We start from the raw sequence: 18,495 nt of genomic DNA, 5'->3' as shown, positions 1-18,495 counted from the left end.
AAAAATTATGTTTAGTCGTATTATCATAGATAAGAGAATATATACTGACACTTAAAATATAACTTACCATTTTGCGCCAAACATATTACTATTGTACGATAGCCATCGCACTTAGCCTTTGATTACAAGATGAAATAAACAGATAAGGTCCAGACTTGTCGAGCAAAAAACACAACACATTACCGATGATCCGTACCGAGTACACTCGCATATTAATCGAGGTGTTTGCAGCGAATGGTATTGATGCCAATAAGCTGCTAGAACGATCGGGCTTACCACCCGATCTACTCAGAAGTAACCAAGATTACCTGCCCGTGGAACCTGTGAAGCATTTGATTTATCTACTGTCCTATCAGGTTGATAATAACAACTTCAGTAAATTGCTTCGCCTGGCTTTTAGACAGCATATTATTCCATCTATATTGGGGCAGTTTGATACGGCCAACACTGTTCGTGACGCACTTATTCAAGCGATCACTGTTTTTTCATCTGACTCTCCGGGTAGTCAAATAACAGTCGAAGAAAGCCATGGTCGATTTTGGTTTTGCCGAGGCGCTAGCTATGAAAAATCACCCTACTTTATTTGGGGTGAAGTGTTTGCGATCCTCTATACCATTGAATTGATTAGTGCTTTAACTCAGTCTGATTGGCATCCGGATCAAGTTAAAATCCAGCACACGAGCACAGAAGCTGTTGAGTCTGCTATCGGGCAGCAAGCCCAGTTATTTATTGGCCATGATAAGACGGCAATATTGATTAACCCTGATGTGCTGAACACTGAGCTTAAACTTTGTCCATCCAGTATCAATCGTAAAAAAGAGCTAGTTGAGTGGCACAGCAGTTTCAGCGATAACGTTTTTACTGCGCTACAGCCTTATGTAAAAGAGTGCTCACTCACGATTGATCAAGCGGCGAAGCTACTGAAGATGTCATCGCGTACACTACAAAGGCGCTTGAAAGAAGAAAAAACAACCTTTAGGCAGGTTAAAGAAAGTCTCATGCTATCAGCATCCTGCGAGCTAATGAGACAAGGTTACTCACTAACCCATATCGCAAATCAACTGGGCTATAAAAATATCTCACACTACTCTCGCGCATTTAAAAAAGTCACAGGACTTCCCCCTAAGTCATATAAAAAATCATTACTGGGAATTGATTAACGATGCAGTCTTACTAATGATTAAATTTCTTATTATCCACCAACTAAACTGTCATTATTCTTTATTTTCAGCATAACTATAAACTTACCATATTACGCCATGATATTTTTCTACCACATGAATACCTTCCAATAAAATGACTATTTAGGCAAAGTAAAAAGACACACTATCAATAGCTCCTAATCACTGTAGGTATTAAAGATGAGTTCGACTGAAAAAAAATTTGGCTTCAACACTCCCCAACGTTTATTTGTGGGTTACACTCTCGCGGTGTTAGTCGACTTAACCGTACTTAACTTTTTTGATGAGTATTGGGAATATGTCAATATAGAGTCTTTTACCATTTCACTTGCTGCAGCGATATTATTACAGCTTCTTTTGAAGTTATCGATTGGTGCAGAACATAGGGTTGCAAATTATTTTAAAACAAAGCCTGGTACTTCAGCCAAAGTATACCGAGGCTTAAGCACCTATGTTATTTTAGTTGGTAGTAAATTCATTATGTTAGAAGCAATTAACGTGCTATTTGGCGATAAAGTTTCTTTTAGTGGACCATGGAATGGTGTGGTTGCTTTCTTTGCTGTCGTCTTTACTATCCTGATAGCCGAGGTCATCGTATCGAAAATCTATTTCGCGCTAAGTGATCAGGAAAAAAGTGCTGAACAAGCTTAATCTGGCGCTTAAACTGAAGTGAATCGAGTGTAAAGTCGAGCTTAAAGCGCATAGCTAATATACGTATCTAGCGCTTTAAGTGAGGCATTCCTATAAGGCATTAAATTCATAAGATGTTTTGAGCACAGTTGTACTTGCTGATTGAGAGCGAATGTAGAAATTACCATTAGGAATTAACATATCCATTAGCATGTTGGTATTTGATGCTGTTATATAAGATTTCTCAACATCATACTGCATTGTCCCCTCACCAGTACCAACAACAATAAGCGTGCCTGCCTCTAGATCCTTTTTCATTTCTGCTTGTTGAGCAACCGTAAATTTTGCAATCCCATTATCAATACTATTTAAGGTATATGTAATATTCATATCGATTGATAGTGTTTTACCAACACCAGCTGGCACAACTAGAGGCGCTTTAAGTGATAGACTCTCGCCCACTTTTACGCTGTGATGATTAAGTGCGTTGCCTTTATAAAGTTGAGCAAAACTCGATACTAGGCTGTTCTTTAATTCTTCCGTTAGGTCGACGCCATCGGCAGATAAGAAAATGACATCACCATTAGCATGGTGAGAACCCGTTATTCTTAGTCCTTCCATGGAACCAGAATCAGCTGTCGTTTCTACCATGTCGGCACCATTGAGCGAGAAAAAACGCTGGTCTTTACTGATATAAGATTCAATGGAATATTGGCCATTACTGTCTGTTGTTCCAGTTGCAACTGTTTGTACTTTTAGGCTTTTATTAATCATCTTTACCGGGAAGTGATCACGTACATTCCTTGGTAAGGCGTTTTTATCTCCTTCAAGGCTCATTTCTACATCAACAATTGTTTTTGTATCAATCGTCATCACTGAGTTTGCTTGGTAGCCTAAGTTAAAGGTTATTTGCTCTTGGGCGAACAGGGGAAATGCGATGAACAGCAGCCATAACGATCTCATAACGTTCCTTTGATAACTTTATCAGGCCGGTCCCTCTGGGTAACCCTTACGGATCTACGTCACCAACCTGACCTTAGATAGTCATTCATGGTAATACCAATAGGTAAACGTAATCTCTGCATCTCTTGTACTTTGGAGTCGACAACATAGTAATACTCTGCCATTTCACATCTTACATAATGTTATCAAACAGCCCTCGAACAGTTAAAAATCACTGTTGCAGTACAGAAAAAAGGCGCCTAAATGAAATTTAAACCACAGGAGCAAGCTCAAACCTGATTAGTTTTCGCTTAATGATTTATTTTCTTGGTTTGTTCCAACTTAGCTGCGACAATCCATAGGTTATTCTCATACCCTATATGGCTAATTATGAAACTTTTAGTTCGCAACCTTGCGCGCGCAACAACTGAGCACGAACTGCGTGTTCTTTTTTCTACTCATGGCTCTGTTGCTGAATGTACTCTAGTGCTAGACCAAGAGACGGGTCACTCTAAAGGCTTCGCGTTTGTTGAAATGCCTAATGAAGATGAAGCAAAAGCAGCGTTAACAAGCTTGAACATGACAAGTGTTGCTAAAAACAAAATTCGCGTTAAGCGTGCTGAAGGCTAATCGACTTCCGGTCTTTCCCTTTAAGCAAGAAGCCAGCTACAGTAATGTGCTGGCTTTTTTGTTTCTGTCGGCCTTATCTAATATCAATCTGGGTAAGTAAGTGGTTAGGTTAGGCTAAACCACCCGCCCCTTTTGCTGACTGCTCACTGTTTTCAACTAATATCGCGGTAGCACTGCGCTTCAATGCGTCCCATTCGGCATCTTCGACATAGATACCATCGTGCCATGCGTTTTGCTGAGCTATTGAAAAAGACGTTGCTTCAACATGCGTACAATAACCTGCCGATATACCTTGAACATCAAAATCTTTAATCGATAGCTGAATTGTCATGTTATGAACACTATCGGGGGTAGCATCAGCATCAGACAAAAAAAGTTCGGGGGCAACGCAACCGCGGTTGAGTACATACAATGTCCATTTAGGGCCACTCCCATTCTCCCATTTAGCGGTACAGGCTATCCCTTTAGCCGCCAATTTCACGAGTTCACTGTAAGCTAACCACCGGTTGTGGCAGTTTTTCAGTTCAATCGTTAGTAGGTTACCGCCAATCATTTTTTCAACAGCATAATCCATCACAACAGGTAAGTGGCACGCTAAGCTGCAGTTATGTAAATCCACTTCGATAGTGCTTTCGTCAAGCAGTAATATATCCGCTGGGCAATCCGCCTCATGTCCCATGTACGCACTCGCGTTATTGAAGTGTTGAACCCCGTGTAAACCAACCATTTGTAAATCGGCGACCATGCTGGCAATAACATCACCCTCACCACACGAACGGCGCATTCCAAGAAAGGCTTTATGTACCACCGCAACTAATTCATTGTGAGAAACAATCATCAGCGTGTCCCCCCGCGCAATTGTTCCGACTGCCGTGGTGCAGATAGAACGTCTTGTTGAGATAGTACTTCTTGCCTAGATAGCTCGTCTTGGCTCGGTAGCAATGGAAATAGCCACTGTTCTTGGAAAGTCGGCTTTGATAGGTCATCTAACAAGGGCGCTCCTTGAAAAAAAGTCACTCGTACCCAACGATCAGAACGCGGATCAAACTTAGTCGCACCAAAGACTGCCAGCTTACAACGCAGCAGGTGCATAGGTAATGACGCTTGGTGCAATACATTCATTTGAATATCTCCCATCGCTTTATTGCCTAAGGTCCACACCCGGCGAGCAATGGCGCGAAACTGTGGTTGATGCACTAAAAATTCAGCCAAGGATTGCTCAGAGGGTTGCGTTAATAAGGCCTGATATAACCTGTAAACTTGGTGACCAATATCGAGGGGGAGCTCCCTTTCTTCACCCATTTCTGCGCCACGAACGCCTAATCTTGGCTCTTCTTTATCTTGCGATCGATACCAGAACCAGTAGATGTTTTCACCCTGTGTGAAGTCGGTATCAATCGCCCAGCGATAATGCGCTTCAAGGATGGCAATAAAATCTTGGATCTGCTTACCACTGGGTAATGAAAGGGTTTCGTCGCAGTTCATGTCACCTTGATAGGCATCCACCAATTCTGGATAGAGCTCCATCAAGCACGTGAGTACAATCTCTTGAGCCTCTAAACTCATGCGTAGCGATTGTTCAACAAGGTGCTGCCATGTTTGGCTTTGTGCAATGATAGTTTCGAGATTATTCTCAAACGCTTCCAAGTCGATTACAGCCGCAATATTCAGCTGCTTTTGGTATTCATTAATGGTCACAACTTGCTCTAGGTGCAAAATCGCTTTTTGTATTAATTTCTGTAAATACTCATATTTCTCTGACTCAGCAGGACATGCAAGTACTTCAGATAATGCCGCTTCGCGCGTCGTCATCCACTGATCAACAATTCTCGGATGATTAATAAGGTAAGGCGCCATCCCTAACCCTGTTGCATTCCCCACCCCTAAATAGCGTTGTAGAGCGCAATGTAAGGTAATAGCTTGATCACCCCCTTGCTGTTTCGCTAAATAATTCACCCAATCTAAACTGAATTCTCGCAGCAGATAAACTGCACACATTTGCGCGCTAAACGACTGATTAAAATCAGGGTTGTTCTCAAGCAACTTAAAGTCTGCAATACCGAACTTACCGTTTCCATAAACAGCGGTTGTACGAAGGATGTACCCGACTTCCGCCAGTGCCTTAGGATCAGGTTGCACCCCAGTCGCTAAATGGCTCACAATATGTTCAAACACACGGACACTTTTATTTGCTCGCGCTAATACCAAGACAGTATTAGGGTTACGCCCCGCTTCTTGCAGCGGCACATTTGCCCTTAAACGCTCTAACAAGCTTACATCGACACCACCTTTAATCAGCGCAAAGGTGACATCCCACTTTTCAGCAATCACTCTGTCATTGCGTTCGTCATCTGCAATCTGATCGCAAAATACAACGAGGTGGTACACATGATTAGGCGTTGCCAGTTTATAAATAACATAGCCAAAACCTTGTGGGCATAACTGCCATTCATGCTTTGTCACTCGCCATTGCTGTTGTGCCATTTTCCGAATCATAGTTCTAACAAAACTGATCCGAGTTTGGTGCATAGCCCCTAGCCTTTCAGGTGCCATAACCACGTCTGCGCTTCGCATTAACGCTGTAGTGTTAGTAGAACGATGTGCATCCATTTTGCTCACCACCATGTAGTTGTAGAGTGTTCAACGTTTAAATTAGGGCGAGAACTTCCGCCCTGTTTATTGTCGTGACTGATGTATATTCACCAGTTCGATGAAATGCGCGCATGCCAGCCATGCACGTGCTTAATTAAGTCCTTGGTCTTTTGCCATCTTCATCGCGATCTGTGGCGCGTTCCAGAGCGATGGCAGCAAGATTAATGAAACAGGGACAGCAGTAATAACAATGAAAGATTGCAGTGCAGAGATACCGCCAGAGCCGAGGGAGATCAATATCAGTGCTGTCACCCCCATCATCACCCCCCAAAATGTTCTGATGACTGGATTAGGTTCAGTTTCACCACTCACAACCACACTGATGGTGTATGTCATGGAGTCACCTGTCGTCACAATAAAGATCGTTGTTAAAATCAAGAATAAGATAGAGGTCATCATTGGAAATGGTAGCTGCTGAGTCACCGCCAGTAATGCGCCAGGTAAATTAAATCCTTCAAACGCTTTACTCACACTGCCTGGATCTGCGATTTCAAATGCCAAGCCAGAGCCACCGACAATGGTGAACCAAAAGCAAGTCACAAATGGAGCAATAATACTGATGATGGTGATGATTTGGCGGATGGTGCGGCCGCGTGAGATACGCGCAATAAAGATTGCCATCATAGGGCCATAGCCAAGGAACCAACCCCAGAAGAATACCGTCCACCAGCTTAACCAGCCTTCATCACCGCGATAGGTCGCCATGGGAATGAAATTATCTAACATGCTACCAACACCTTGGATGTAGCCATTAAATATAAAGTTAGTCGGGCCAAAAATGAGCACGTAAATCATTAGTGCCATTGCTAAAATGACGTTGTAGCGGCTAAGCATTTGCATACCACGATTCAAACCGCTCAGAGCTGATAGGGTATAAAGTGCAATCGCAAATAAAATGATGATGAGTTGAGTCGTAAACCCATCTGGAATATCAAACAACACATTAAGTGCATAGCTTACTTGTAGGCCAAGGAAGCCGATTGGCCCTATCGTGCCTGCTGCTACGGCAATAATACAACACGCATCTATGATAGCGCCGATGTTGCCTTTAAGTGCTCGCTCTCCTAATACTGGGTATAACAAAGTGCGGGGTTTAAGCGGTAAGCCTTTATCGTAGTGAAGGTGCATAACTACAATTGACGTTAAACTGCCGACGATCGCCCAAGCAAGGAACCCCCAATGCATGAAAGACTGCGATAACGCATTAACCGCACCTTGCTGTGGGTTTTCTTGTGGGCCATATAGAGGCGGTGGTGTAACGAAATGGGCGATAGGTTCAGCGGCTGCCCAAAATACCCCACCACCAGCCAGTAGGGTACAGAAGATGATTGCCATCCAGCGAAAGCCGTCAATTTCAGGCTCGGCAAGGCCACCCAAAATGACTTTGCCTGTTCGCCCTGCTGCCAAGCCAAGACCAATAAGAAAAGTCAGAAGTAGTAGCATTTGCCAATACGGACCAAAGATTTTTACCGACCATGCAAACCCGGTATTAACGAGAGTTGATAATAAATCTGCATCAAAAACAGCAATCGCTACAAAAAGTGCGATAAAGCCGCCACTATACCAAAACGCGGGGTTATCTAGCCCCAGCTTTTCAGATGTCGATTTCGAGGTGTTCGTTCGTGTGTGTTCACTTGCAATTTTGTTCGTGCTCGCGTTCATACGATTACTTAAATCAGACATACTCTGACTCCAGAGGTTTTTGTAGCAACCAGCCATTCAGTGGCTACAAGAGGTATGTTTAACACCTGCTCTATTCTTATTGTGTTGAGCTAAGTATTTAAGTGCATTACTTGTTCATCAAAACCTTTTCCATAAAAATCTTATTTTCATCAAAGCCCTGTTTAACCAAAATATTAGCTTACTGGTTCAAGCCCCTCGCTGAGGAAGTTAAACCAATTTTCACCCAGTACTTTCCCGGCCTCCGCTTCACTGAATCCATGCTGGATTAATCCGTTATAAATATTCTCCATTCCCGCACTGCCGCAGAACCATGGTAGTGCATCGGGCCAACCAGCATTGCTTGCTGAGCCTTCGCCATAATCCATCGTTTTCGACCAACGACCATTACGCATCCATTGCAAAACCGCTTGGGGCTGGTTTAAACATAGATCACTACCAATACCTAGGTGTTCTATCCCGACCATATCTGCCGTTGTTGCCACCATTTGGCAGAAGTCATCCAAAGTGCATTGGCTGCCATTCGGCAAATGGAACGGATATAAACTAAAACCAATTAAGCCATCGCGAGCAGTTAAGGCTTTAATAACGGTATTCGATTTATTACGCAGAGCATCATGAGCAAATGTTGGATTTGCATGGCTAATACATATAGGACGCGACGATAAATCTATCGCTTCAAGGGTCGAGCGTTCAGCACTGTGTGACATGTCGATAATCATGCCGACGCGGTTCATTTCTTGGATCGCTTGTTTACCGAAACGGGTAACGCCAGTGTCATTTTTTTCATAACACCCCGTCGCCAGTAGACTTTGGTTGTTATAGGTCAGCTGCATAATCAGCAAACCTTGCTGGCGCATGACTTCAATCAAACCTATCTCGTCATCGATAGGTGAGCAGTTTTGCGCCCCAAGGAATACCCCAACCTTGCCTGTAGATTTCGCTTGCTCAACATCCGCCATTGAGTAAATGGGCATGATTAAGTCAGTATTTTGCTCAAATCGTAAATTCCACTCAGCAAAGCGAGTCAGCGTTTCGCGGGCATTTTCGTGATACACCACAGTGGCATGCACGGCTGTAATGCCACTGGCTTGCAGGGTTTGAAAATACTCACGGTCCCAATTGCAGTACTGCAATCCATCAATCACAATCCGTTGTTGATACATAGTTGCTCCTTAAACGATGTTTTAACTCGGTAAATAGGCAAGTTCAGTACTTACCTATTATCAGACCGTTTGAATAAGTCATTCCCTTGTATCGAAACGCTTAATAAGGGCGTTGGTATGCAGTTTTTACTACGGTATAGAATTCTTTTGCATACTGGCCTTGCTCTCGTGGACCAAAACTCGACTCTTTACGGCCACCAAACGGCACATGGTAATCCGTACCTGCCGTTGGTAGGTTCACCATCACACAGCCTGTTTGCGCCTGTTGTTTGAACATTGCACTGGTACGTAAGCTTTGGGTAATAATGCCGCCCGTTAAGCCAAAACGAGTGTCATTGGTGGTCGCAATCGCTTCTTCTAAGTTCGCCACGCGGATCACACAGGCCATAGGAGCAAACACTTCTTCTTGGTTCACTTCCCAGCTGTTTTGTGTATTCAAAAATAAGGTTGGCGACATGTAATAACCTTCATGTCGGAGGCTCAAACGCTCGCCACCGCAGGCTAACTCAGCCCCACTTTGACGCGCTTTATCAATCCAAGCGAAGTTAGATTCAAGTTGATTACCATCCACTACTGGGCCCATAAATACGCCGTCTTCTAACGCATGGCCGACTTTTAGTGCGCCTATTCGTTTAATCAAGGCTTCAACGTAAGCATCATGAATACTGTCCATCACCACTAAACGCGATGATGCAGTACACTTCTGGCCAGCACCTGAAAATGCCCCCGCAATAGTGGCTTCGACCGCCGTCTGAATATCGGCATCATCAGCAATCACCAAGGCATTTTTACTGCCCATTTCCAACTGGCAACGAACAAAATTAGGCGCTGTTGCCGCAGCAACTTTGCGGCCGGTATCAACGGATCCTGTAAAACTGACACCGTTAATATCTTTAGAGTTAATAAGGGTATTGCCCACTTGCGAGCCACTACCAAGTACTAAGTTAAACGTGCCCGCAGGTAACCCTTGGCGGTGAATAATCTCAGTCAGTGCCACTGCACTGGCTGGGGTTAAATTGGCAGGCTTCCAGATGACGCTATTACCAAAGGCTAACGCTGGTGCAATTTTCCAAGCTGCCGTTGCCGTTGGGAAATTCCACGGTGAAATAATCGCAATCACACCCACCGCTTCACGCGTCACTTCAACCGATACGCCAGGGCGAACGGACTCGGCGTTGTCACCAATTTGGCGTAACACTTCTGCGGCAAAATACTGGAAGAACTGCCCTGCGCGGTAAATCTCACCGCGGCCTTCTGCAAACGGCTTACCTTCTTCAGTCGCCAGCAAGGTGCCTAATTCATCACAACGTGCAATTAATTCATTGCCAATCGCCTGAAGCACCGCTTGCTTACGTTCAATGGGGGTTTTTTCCCATTCTGGCTGAGCATGTTTTGCAGCCGCGATTGCTTGCTGAACTTGTGCTTCACTTGCTTGCGCATAATCACCGATGTTTTCACTAATATCTGACGGGTTTATGTTAGCAACCGTACTGATCCCTGATTGCCATTCACCAGCAATATATAGTGAGGTTTCTGGTTGAACATTCTGTAATTGAGTCATCATTCTGTCCTTGTACCTAATACTTGATAAACAACGGCTGCACCTGAAATCTGGCAACCTTGATTACGTTGTTGAGTTTGGATTACACCATCACGCTGTAGGATCAGTTGCTGCCGCATACACCACAAATTCCACCAACATTTCTTCACGCGCCAACCCAGCAACAACGATGGCTGCTCGATTTGGATAAGGCGCATTGAAATATTCGGCATACACATTGTTAACGGTTTTGAGGTATTCACGATCTGTCACGTAAATCATCACTTGCAACACTGAATCTAATGATTCGCCTGCACACTCCAAAGTATGGATCAAGTTGCTAAAGGTTTGGCGAGTCTGTGCTTCAATGCCCCCTTCAACAACGGCACCCGTTTGATCAATCGGGATCTGCGCAGTATAAAGCGTACCATTATTGATAATTGCCCACTCCAATGGGGCTTTTGATGCAAACAAAGAGGTCTTTACTGGGTGTTTTTTATTATGAGCATTCATGTTTTAATTCAACCGTGTAACGACAATGTTTCAGGATGGTTAAATACTGCCCTTTGACACTTGATAAATCTAACGGTAAATTTTGTACGAATGATAATAAAAACTTATCACCTTGCGGGAAGTTAGGTGAATAAAGGCTTCACAAGGAATAATCGCCTATGAGTATAAAGCTTCAACAATTGAAACATTTTGTGTTAGTGGTTGAAGAAGGCGGATTTCGGGCCGCTTCACATCGAGCAAACCGCTCACAAGCAGCACTTTCAACCTCAATAAAAGAACTAGAGAAGATATTAGGGCAATCACTATTTGAAGCAGGTAACAAATCAACTTTAACGCCATTTGGAACAATCTGCTTACCTAAAATTATTCAGTTTCTTAATGTTTACAATGCATTAAACAATGATTTGCGTGCAGCTGCTGCTGGGCAGCAAGGTCGAGTACGCATTGCCAGCGTACCTTCTGTCGCGGCTAAACTGATACCAAGTGTGCTAGGTGCGTTTAGTGAAAAGTACCCAAGTGTAGAGGTCAGTTTGATAGACGATAATGCCGCAGGGGTCGAAGCTCGATTACTCTCAGGTGAAGTCGATTTAGCCTTGGGGAATTGCTCGGAACTGGAAGAAGATGCGATTGATTTTACTGCCTTGATTTCAGACCCTATCGGCGTGGTCTGTTTACGTGATAATCCAATCGCCCAACAACCAGAAGGGATTGAATGGAAGACATTGTTACAACTGCCATTCATTCGCAACGGGACATGTAAGTTATTGGATCCAACCCCTGCACGGACTTTGAGTGAACAAGCGCTCTACTCGGTTGAAAATATAACCTCGCTATTCTCGGTACTAGAATTGGGCATTGGCGTCACAACGCTACCTAAACTGGCCTTTCCAACCAATGAAACCCGCTTGGTTTGGATCCCACTGATAGACCCACCACTTAAGCGTCAGATTGGTATTTTTCGATTGAAAGACCGCACTATTTCACCACAGGCACAGGCCTTTCACGATTTGTGCATTGCGTACTTGAACTACGATGGCATGAGCGATAGTCCAAGCGCTTAAACATTGGAGAACGCTGACCCTGATATCACCATTTAGCTATTGCCAATGACAAAGATCTTTCTTTAATTTTCGGTTTTGGTTAACTGGTTTAATTAGCGCATGGTCACCAGCTTCAAACTTCATCATCCATCGCTTTCTCACATCACTAATATGCGATTTACTTCGTATTTTTATAACAAACTTCAGCTTTTGGGTATTGTCAGTCATAATTTTATATACATACCGCAACGCTGACATTGATAGACAGCCTTACAAAACAGTTTCTGAAAAAACGTACGTTTAACTCTTTTCACCTCAGAATGCTGACAAGACATTCATTCACCTTTTATATCTCTAAACCATATTCCAACGTACTACTACCCGTTGGCACTAGCATACTGACTACCTAACCCACAAACAGAATGGCACACTGTAAAAATCAAAGCAACCCAAAATCTCTACTTAAATTTTATCGTTGCTTCCATATAGAAATAAGCCATTGATAATTAAAGATTTAAAATAAGCCCCTTGAACAAGGGGCTTGATGGCGAGCTATACGGCTGGAGCCGGTTTATCTGTCACTTTTGGCTCATCGCCGTCTGAATATGGTGTTAAGTGATCGTATTTCTCAGTCAGGTGATCTTGCACCTTCTGATGATACGCACCGTTTAGCTTATAGAAGCGGAAGTAGATAATTAGCGCTATCGCAAAGAAGAAAGTCGGTAACGCAATCATGATGCACTGCATACCAAAGATAGTATCTGCACTTTGCTCAACATTCGGAATGTAGTTCACTGCAGTTAACGCAATACCAATAAAGAAAGCAGCAAATGCAGAGCCAGCTTTAACCACTAGAGTTTGAACCGAGAACGCGATACTTTCACAGCGTACACCTAACTTGTACTCACCGTAATCGACCGTATCTGCCACCATGATAACGTTTAGTACCCAGAACAAGGCTGTTCCAATTTGCAGCAAAATACCGGCTGTAGATATTAGTAAAACACTTTGCTGATCGTATAAGCCAACATAAATCAGTACCAAGCTACCTAAAATCGGGAAACCCGATGCGCCAGCCCATAACATACGGCGTGAGAAGATTTTCGCGAGTTTAGGGAACAATACCAGCGTAATAAGATTCGCGATGCCAGCGTATGCCATATAGTACGGGAACAGCTCTTCATTACCCACCACATAAGTGAAGTAGTAAACCGCAAACGCCATAATAATGTTTGTAGCAAGGTTATAGGATAATGCCATACACAATACGCAGCTTAGTTGGCTGTTTCTATAGATCAGTGACACCATTTTTTTGAGCGAGACTTTCTCTTCAACTTTAGTGCTATCCAACTGCGCGGTAGAGTAACGTTCGTTCACATTACGGAGCGTAATAAAGGTAGAAATCGCAAAGCAGACTATTAACATTAGGCTAAACATCTGAAATCCAAAACCTTTATCATCACCACCAAAGTAGTTAATCATAGGCATGGCTATAGCTGCCGTTACAATCCATGCAAGGCTTGCAAAAAAACGAGGATAAGGAACTAACTCTTCACGCTCACGTTTATCCAGTGTCAGTGTTGGCACTAATGACCAAAACGGAATATCCATTAAGGTGTAAGTCATGCCCCATAAAATGTAGGTAACAGCAGCGTAAGCAATTAGCCACGGGCCTTCAAAATAGTGGGCAGTAAACAGCATATACAGCACAATAGAGTTGGTAATTGTGCCAATTAAAATCCAAGGCTTAAATTTCCCCCAACGCGTTCGGGTATTATTAACCACCCACCCCATAATAGGATCATTAACAGCATCCCAAATACGCGCAACTAAGAAAATTGTACCAACAACGCCAGCAGAGATACCCACGACATCGGTATAGTAAAACATGAGATACATATAAACGATGGTGATAGCAAAATCTTTACCAAATGCGCCGAAACCGTAGCTCAGCTTGGTGTTCATTGAAACACTCATTGCAGCTCCTTTAGCCTTTTTTATACTCAGGCCATAAATAACCTGAGCATAAAAAGACATCATTCCATTTAATTCACGTTAATGTTAAGTAATGGTTGTTGTTATTATTTTTATCTGGTGAGTCTCTGTTTATTGATGAACCCAAGCAGGTAACCAACCTTCATGCGCTGCAATCAAATCATCGACTAGCGCATAAATTTCTTCTAGTCCTAAGACAGCGGCGGTATGTGGGTCCAGCATCGCTGCGTGGTAAATACGATCTTTATTTTCGGTCAGAATAGCTTCTGTCAGTAATGTTTGAACATTTATATTGGTCTGCATTAATGCCGCAAGGTGATTAGGTAGCGTCCCGACTTTTGTTGGTTGAATACCGTTAGCATCCACTAAGCAAGCCACTTCGACACAGCATCCTTGTGGTAAATTATCAATAAGACCTTCATTTTTCACGTTGCCGTAAATAACACTCGGGGTATCAGTCCAAATCGCATTCATAATTATACTGGCGTACTCATGTGATTCTTCTACATCTATACGTTCAGCCTTTTTGTATTCTTCTAAATCTTGCTTCCAGTTTGCAATTTGCTCTACACAGCGCTTTGGATATTCATCTAACGGCACTTTGTAGCGTTCAATCAGATCAGGGCGGTTAGGCTTAATAAAGTACGGAGTGTATTCTGCAAAGTGCTCCGATGATTCAGTCACGAAATAGCCCAGCTTTTTGAACATTTCGTAACGAACAAGATTTACACAACGACCAGCATGGTAGATCCCAGGTTTAGGCGCTTGACCACTTTCGAAGGCCGTTAATAAATCAGGATAAATATCAACATACTCACCCTGCTCATTTTTCTTCTCTAGCGTTAGGTAGTAAGCCATGTGGTTAATACCAGCACAGGTAAAACGAAGGTCGCGATAATCTATCTCTAAGTCACGAGCAAGCTCTTCCGCTGTACCTTGTACTGAATGACAAAGACCAACTTGCTTTATATTGGGGTATTTTGCGTACATAGCCCATGTATTCATTGCCATTGGGTTGACGTAGTTCAGCATGGTTGCATCTGGGCAAACATCGGTCATATCTTCACAAACTTGCCATAGATGCGGGATAGTACGCAGTGAGCGCATGATACCGCCAGGGCCCAAGGTATCAGCGATAGTTTGCTCTAAACCATGGCGCTTACAAACTTCAAAGTCGGTAACCGTACAGGGTTCAAACCCACCGATTTGAAATGCAACCACAACAAAGTCGGCATCCTGCAGAGCTTCTTTTTGATTAAGGTGGCAAGTAATAGTCCCTTCGGCACCAGCAGATTCCATCAACTTGCTAACAACAATATGAGACTCTTCAAGGCGCGTCTCATCAATATCCATTAAAGCAATTTGTGCGTGTTTAAGTGCTGGCTTGTGGAATACATCGCCAAGAATGTTCTTAACGAAAATAGTCGAGCCTGCCCCTATGAAAGTAATCTTTGGCGTGTTCATGCAGTTTGTATCCTTCAATATCTGTAACTATCGTAATGTGATGATTAAACATTACACGCCTTTAAGCGCCTTTTTCGTCTCGGTAAATGATATCGCTATCCTGTTTTCTCATATTTATCACTGGTGAAAACAAAATATGAGGAAACAGGACAAAAAGGCATAATTTAATGAGTTTTTCGGATATCAAGCCAAGCTAAAAGTAGAGATTGTTACCGTCATCTCAGATTAGAATTTATACCCAAGGGAAATATTCACTCTGTGACAAATACCCGGAATCAAATGAAGGACTTTGATAGAACAGCCACATATGCTATTTCCTAAGGTGCTGAGATGAAGCCGCCAAAAAAAAGTGTCTTATTTGTTACGACGCAAGACAACGATTCACCCGAAAGTGTTTCTATCAGTCCGTTATCGCTTTATTCTTCATACGAGAAAATAGACATTGAACTTAGACGCCCACACGATATGCCGGGGTATCATTGGCACGGACAAGTCGAAGTAAATATCCCATTCGGTGGCGATGTGGAATACATCATCAATGGCAGCCCTATCGTTTTAAAAGATGGTCATATCGGGCTATTTTGGGCGTCTATTCCTCATCGGCTGACCAACCCTGGAAGCTGTCATAATATGGGGATCATTAACATTCCTATTCACCACTTTTTATCGTGGCCTCTTAACAGGGAATTTGTAAATCAAATAACGCATGGCGCCGTTTTACATTCAGATGAATCTTCGCTAGTGAGCGAATTTGAACTTAAGCGATGGGAAGATGAAATGATGCATCAAGCTGAAAGTCGTCAGCAATTAGCCGCCGACGAAATAAGTTTGATGCTAAAGCGGTTGTGCCTTACAGGCTGGTCGCAGATGCTCACTAACCGCAAAGACAAACCAACGCAAAATGGGGTTTCTAAACATTCACAGTTTTATGTCAGTCAAATGCTAGAGTACATAGCCACTCACCATGATACACCGCTGACGGTTAGGCAAATTGCCGACCATGTAGGGCTACATGCCAATTACGCTATGGGTATTTTCCAACGTATGATGCAGCTAACCATTAAGCAATATATTACGGCTATGCGCATCAACCATGCTCGCGCCCTACTCAGTGATACCGAACGTACAATTTTAGATATCACACTTACCGTTGGTTTTAATTCCAGCAGTCGCTTTTATCAAACATTCCAAAGCTACCTAGGAGTAACACCTACCCAATACCGTAAGCTAAGCCGAAATGATCACCGCTGGGCACTAAAGGAAAGTAGCCCTAACTTTCAGATATAAAAGCGAAAGGAACTAACCATCAGAAATCAACTTACTGATGGCTTTATTACCAAGGTGTTGTAGTGAATGTTACAAGCCGTCTTTGAGCGTAAATTGACCATCAACGAAGGCTTCATCATTCTTTGGGATAGTTACTGCGTAGCCGATTTTGCAAAATTGGTTAACGCCTTACTCACTTTTTCAATAACAGCATCACAGCCTCTAATATTGTGTCTGTTTACCAAATATTGTGGGTCATTGTAAGTTAGCCAAACTTGCTTATTTTCATCTTCAGTCACAATCACTTTCTGCGGCAAGTCAATTGCGACACCTTGGCTACACGCCATAAGAGGTGAGCCCACTTTAGGGTTGCCGAATATCACTAACTGAGTTGGGCGCAACGTTACCCCCACCTTTTCGGCCCTTTGTGCATGGTCGATACGCGCAAAAATAACCATTCCCTTTTCTTGCGCGACTTTCTCAAATTTATCTGCTGTCTCGTTCACACTGAGACTGCTTTTAAGTGTAATCAACCCATTATCAGCATTTGCGGTTGTACTCAGCACAAAAGCAAGGACTCCTCCTATAAAGTATTTACCCATCATAACGCTCCCGTACATCCGATGATTAACTATAGAGAATAGTGAAAGCATAGAAGTGAACGGTTAAATAACCAAAGTCAGATCTTGTTGTGAACATAAACACTGCGATTTATGGTGACTCTTCCATTAACAGTTTAATTCCAAGCCCAACCAATACCATCCCAGTGATACTTTCCATCCACTGCATAAAGCGTCCATTTTCAATAAGATTTTTGGCTGAGTTCAATATGCTAGACAAACCACATTGCCAAACCATAGCAATAATAAAGTGAACCGAAGCCATTAGCATTGACTGCAATAATGGTGATCCTTCTGGGTTTACAAACTGAGGAAGAAACGCAAGATAAAATACAGCGGTTTTAGGGTTCAGTACATTCGACAAAAATCCTTCACGTAACGAGCGTTTCGCGCTATATGCCTGCTGTACCTCCTCTCCAACTTGCATCCCTATCCCATTTTTTGATATAGCTCGTAAGCTACTTAAGCCTAACCAAATAAGATAAGCAGCCCCCACCATCTTGACCATCTGAAATAGCTCGGCAGATTGAGCCAAAATAGCTGAAATCCCCACAGCTGAAAAAAAGGCGTGAACAAAAAGCCCACTACAAATACCAAAGCTCGTCATACAACCGTCAGCCAAACCAGAACGACTGGTATTGCGAATAACCAAGGCTGTATCAAGCCCCGGAGTCAAGGTTAAAATCGTGATAGCAATTAGAAATGCTTCAAAGTTTAGGATATCCATATCATTTCATCTTGATGCTGTGAGCCATATCTCACCATCAATACCGCCAAACAACTTGATTAGCAAGCGCCAATTACCCGCCATAAATACAACTTAGAGATTAAATGCACTATATTGCACTTACCCTTTTGCAGATAATATCCAACTTACTGAGTAGAGGCGCTAAGTCATTACAAGTCACGAATATAAAAACAGTGCGATTTTTAATTTACTATGTGGATATAGTATGAGTCTTAGAGTAGAGATACTTTTTGCTTTTACTCAACGGTATTATTATTACTTGTTAAGTAAAAACATCTAGCATCTTATAAAAAGCCCATATAATATGATTTCGATTCAATAATACAAAGTGAAAATTAACGCCTCACCATGGAACCATTAACATTCCTTTTACGAATATGGTATGAGAATAAAATCCAGCCTTTATTATTGTTTCTGTGATGTAATAC

At 42.8% G+C, this 18,495-nt stretch carries 16 protein-coding genes; 5 read left to right on the top strand and 11 right to left on the bottom strand.

Translation table 11 applies throughout. The features are described from left to right. The first annotated feature begins 155 nt into the window (after positions 1-155). Positions 156-1,160: an AraC family transcriptional regulator gene (locus ASV53_RS14260; RefSeq protein WP_239928796.1), complete on the top strand. Its 1,005-nt coding sequence runs from the start codon at positions 156-158 to the stop codon at positions 1,158-1,160. Between the two features lie 201 nt (positions 1,161-1,361). Beyond that, positions 1,362-1,832 carry a hypothetical protein gene (locus tag ASV53_RS14255; protein ID WP_062687726.1) on the top strand — a complete coding sequence of 157 codons (471 nt, stop codon included), beginning with the start codon at positions 1,362-1,364 and terminating at the stop codon, positions 1,830-1,832. Between the two features lie 90 nt (positions 1,833-1,922). Here ASV53_RS14255 and ASV53_RS14250 read toward each other — a convergent pair whose 3' ends face one another. Continuing rightward, positions 1,923-2,774, bottom strand: coding sequence for a hypothetical protein (locus tag ASV53_RS14250; RefSeq protein WP_094957556.1), 852 nt, complete (start codon positions 2,772-2,774; stop codon positions 1,923-1,925). Between the two features lie 369 nt (positions 2,775-3,143). Between ASV53_RS14250 and ASV53_RS14245 the strand changes: the two genes are divergently transcribed. Further along, positions 3,144-3,383: an RNA recognition motif domain-containing protein gene (locus tag ASV53_RS14245; protein ID WP_062687725.1), complete on the top strand. Its 240-nt coding sequence runs from the start codon at positions 3,144-3,146 to the stop codon at positions 3,381-3,383. Between the two features lie 109 nt (positions 3,384-3,492). Here ASV53_RS14245 and ASV53_RS14240 read toward each other — a convergent pair whose 3' ends face one another. The 6 genes from ASV53_RS14240 to ASV53_RS14215 form a co-directional block, all read right to left on the bottom strand. Beyond that, positions 3,493-4,221 carry a DUF3726 domain-containing protein gene (locus ASV53_RS14240; RefSeq protein ID WP_094957555.1) on the bottom strand — a complete coding sequence of 243 codons (729 nt, stop codon included), beginning with the start codon at positions 4,219-4,221 and terminating at the stop codon, positions 3,493-3,495. Beyond that, positions 4,221-5,993, bottom strand: a complete 1,773-nt coding sequence (locus tag ASV53_RS14235; RefSeq protein ID WP_239928795.1) for a hypothetical protein — start codon at positions 5,991-5,993, stop codon at positions 4,221-4,223. Before ASV53_RS14235 ends, ASV53_RS14240 begins: the two co-directional genes overlap by 1 nt. A 132-nt stretch (positions 5,994-6,125) precedes the next feature. Then, positions 6,126-7,718 (bottom strand): BCCT family transporter, encoded by a 1,593-nt coding sequence (locus ASV53_RS14230; RefSeq protein WP_094957553.1) that lies wholly within the window; start codon positions 7,716-7,718, stop codon positions 6,126-6,128. 173 nt (positions 7,719-7,891) lie between these two features. Further along, entirely contained in the window at positions 7,892-8,881 is a 990-nt protein-coding gene (locus ASV53_RS14225) for a membrane dipeptidase (RefSeq protein ID WP_094957552.1), read from the bottom strand. A gap of 100 nt (positions 8,882-8,981) precedes the next feature. Next, positions 8,982-10,442 carry an aldehyde dehydrogenase family protein gene (locus ASV53_RS14220; RefSeq protein WP_094957551.1) on the bottom strand — a complete coding sequence of 487 codons (1,461 nt, stop codon included), beginning with the start codon at positions 10,440-10,442 and terminating at the stop codon, positions 8,982-8,984. Between the two features lie 90 nt (positions 10,443-10,532). Next, positions 10,533-10,934, bottom strand: a complete 402-nt coding sequence (locus ASV53_RS14215) for a RidA family protein (RefSeq protein WP_094957550.1) — start codon at positions 10,932-10,934, stop codon at positions 10,533-10,535. A gap of 158 nt (positions 10,935-11,092) precedes the next feature. Here ASV53_RS14215 and ASV53_RS14210 point away from each other — a divergent pair, with 158 nt between their 5' ends. Beyond that, entirely contained in the window at positions 11,093-11,995 is a 903-nt protein-coding gene (locus tag ASV53_RS14210) for a LysR family transcriptional regulator (RefSeq protein WP_094957549.1), read from the top strand. 531 nt (positions 11,996-12,526) lie between these two features. On the opposite strand, the gene melB is transcribed toward ASV53_RS14210, so the two are convergent. Continuing rightward, positions 12,527-13,951, bottom strand: a complete 1,425-nt coding sequence (gene melB, locus ASV53_RS14200; RefSeq protein ID WP_094957547.1) for a melibiose:sodium transporter MelB — start codon at positions 13,949-13,951, stop codon at positions 12,527-12,529. A gap of 129 nt (positions 13,952-14,080) precedes the next feature. Continuing rightward, positions 14,081-15,433: an alpha-glucosidase/alpha-galactosidase gene (locus ASV53_RS14195; RefSeq protein WP_094957546.1), complete on the bottom strand. Its 1,353-nt coding sequence runs from the start codon at positions 15,431-15,433 to the stop codon at positions 14,081-14,083. A gap of 330 nt (positions 15,434-15,763) precedes the next feature. Between ASV53_RS14195 and melR the strand changes: the two genes are divergently transcribed. Next, positions 15,764-16,720 (top strand): transcriptional regulator MelR, encoded by a 957-nt coding sequence (gene melR, locus ASV53_RS14190; protein WP_094957545.1) that lies wholly within the window; start codon positions 15,764-15,766, stop codon positions 16,718-16,720. A 131-nt stretch (positions 16,721-16,851) separates the two neighbouring features. Here the strand turns inward: melR and ASV53_RS14185 are convergent, their stop codons facing one another. After that, entirely contained in the window at positions 16,852-17,301 is a 450-nt protein-coding gene (locus tag ASV53_RS14185) for a DUF302 domain-containing protein (RefSeq protein WP_094957544.1), read from the bottom strand. A gap of 109 nt (positions 17,302-17,410) precedes the next feature. Continuing rightward, entirely contained in the window at positions 17,411-18,046 is a 636-nt protein-coding gene (locus ASV53_RS14180) for a LysE family translocator (protein ID WP_094957543.1), read from the bottom strand. Positions 18,047-18,495 lie beyond the last annotated feature (449 nt).

It is taken from the genome of Photobacterium sanguinicancri (assembly GCF_002265265.1).
GTDB classification, from domain to species: Bacteria; Pseudomonadota; Gammaproteobacteria; order Enterobacterales; family Vibrionaceae; genus Photobacterium; species Photobacterium sanguinicancri.
Note: the sequence above shows the minus strand (reverse complement) of the source record. Positions and strands in the feature narration are given on the sequence as shown.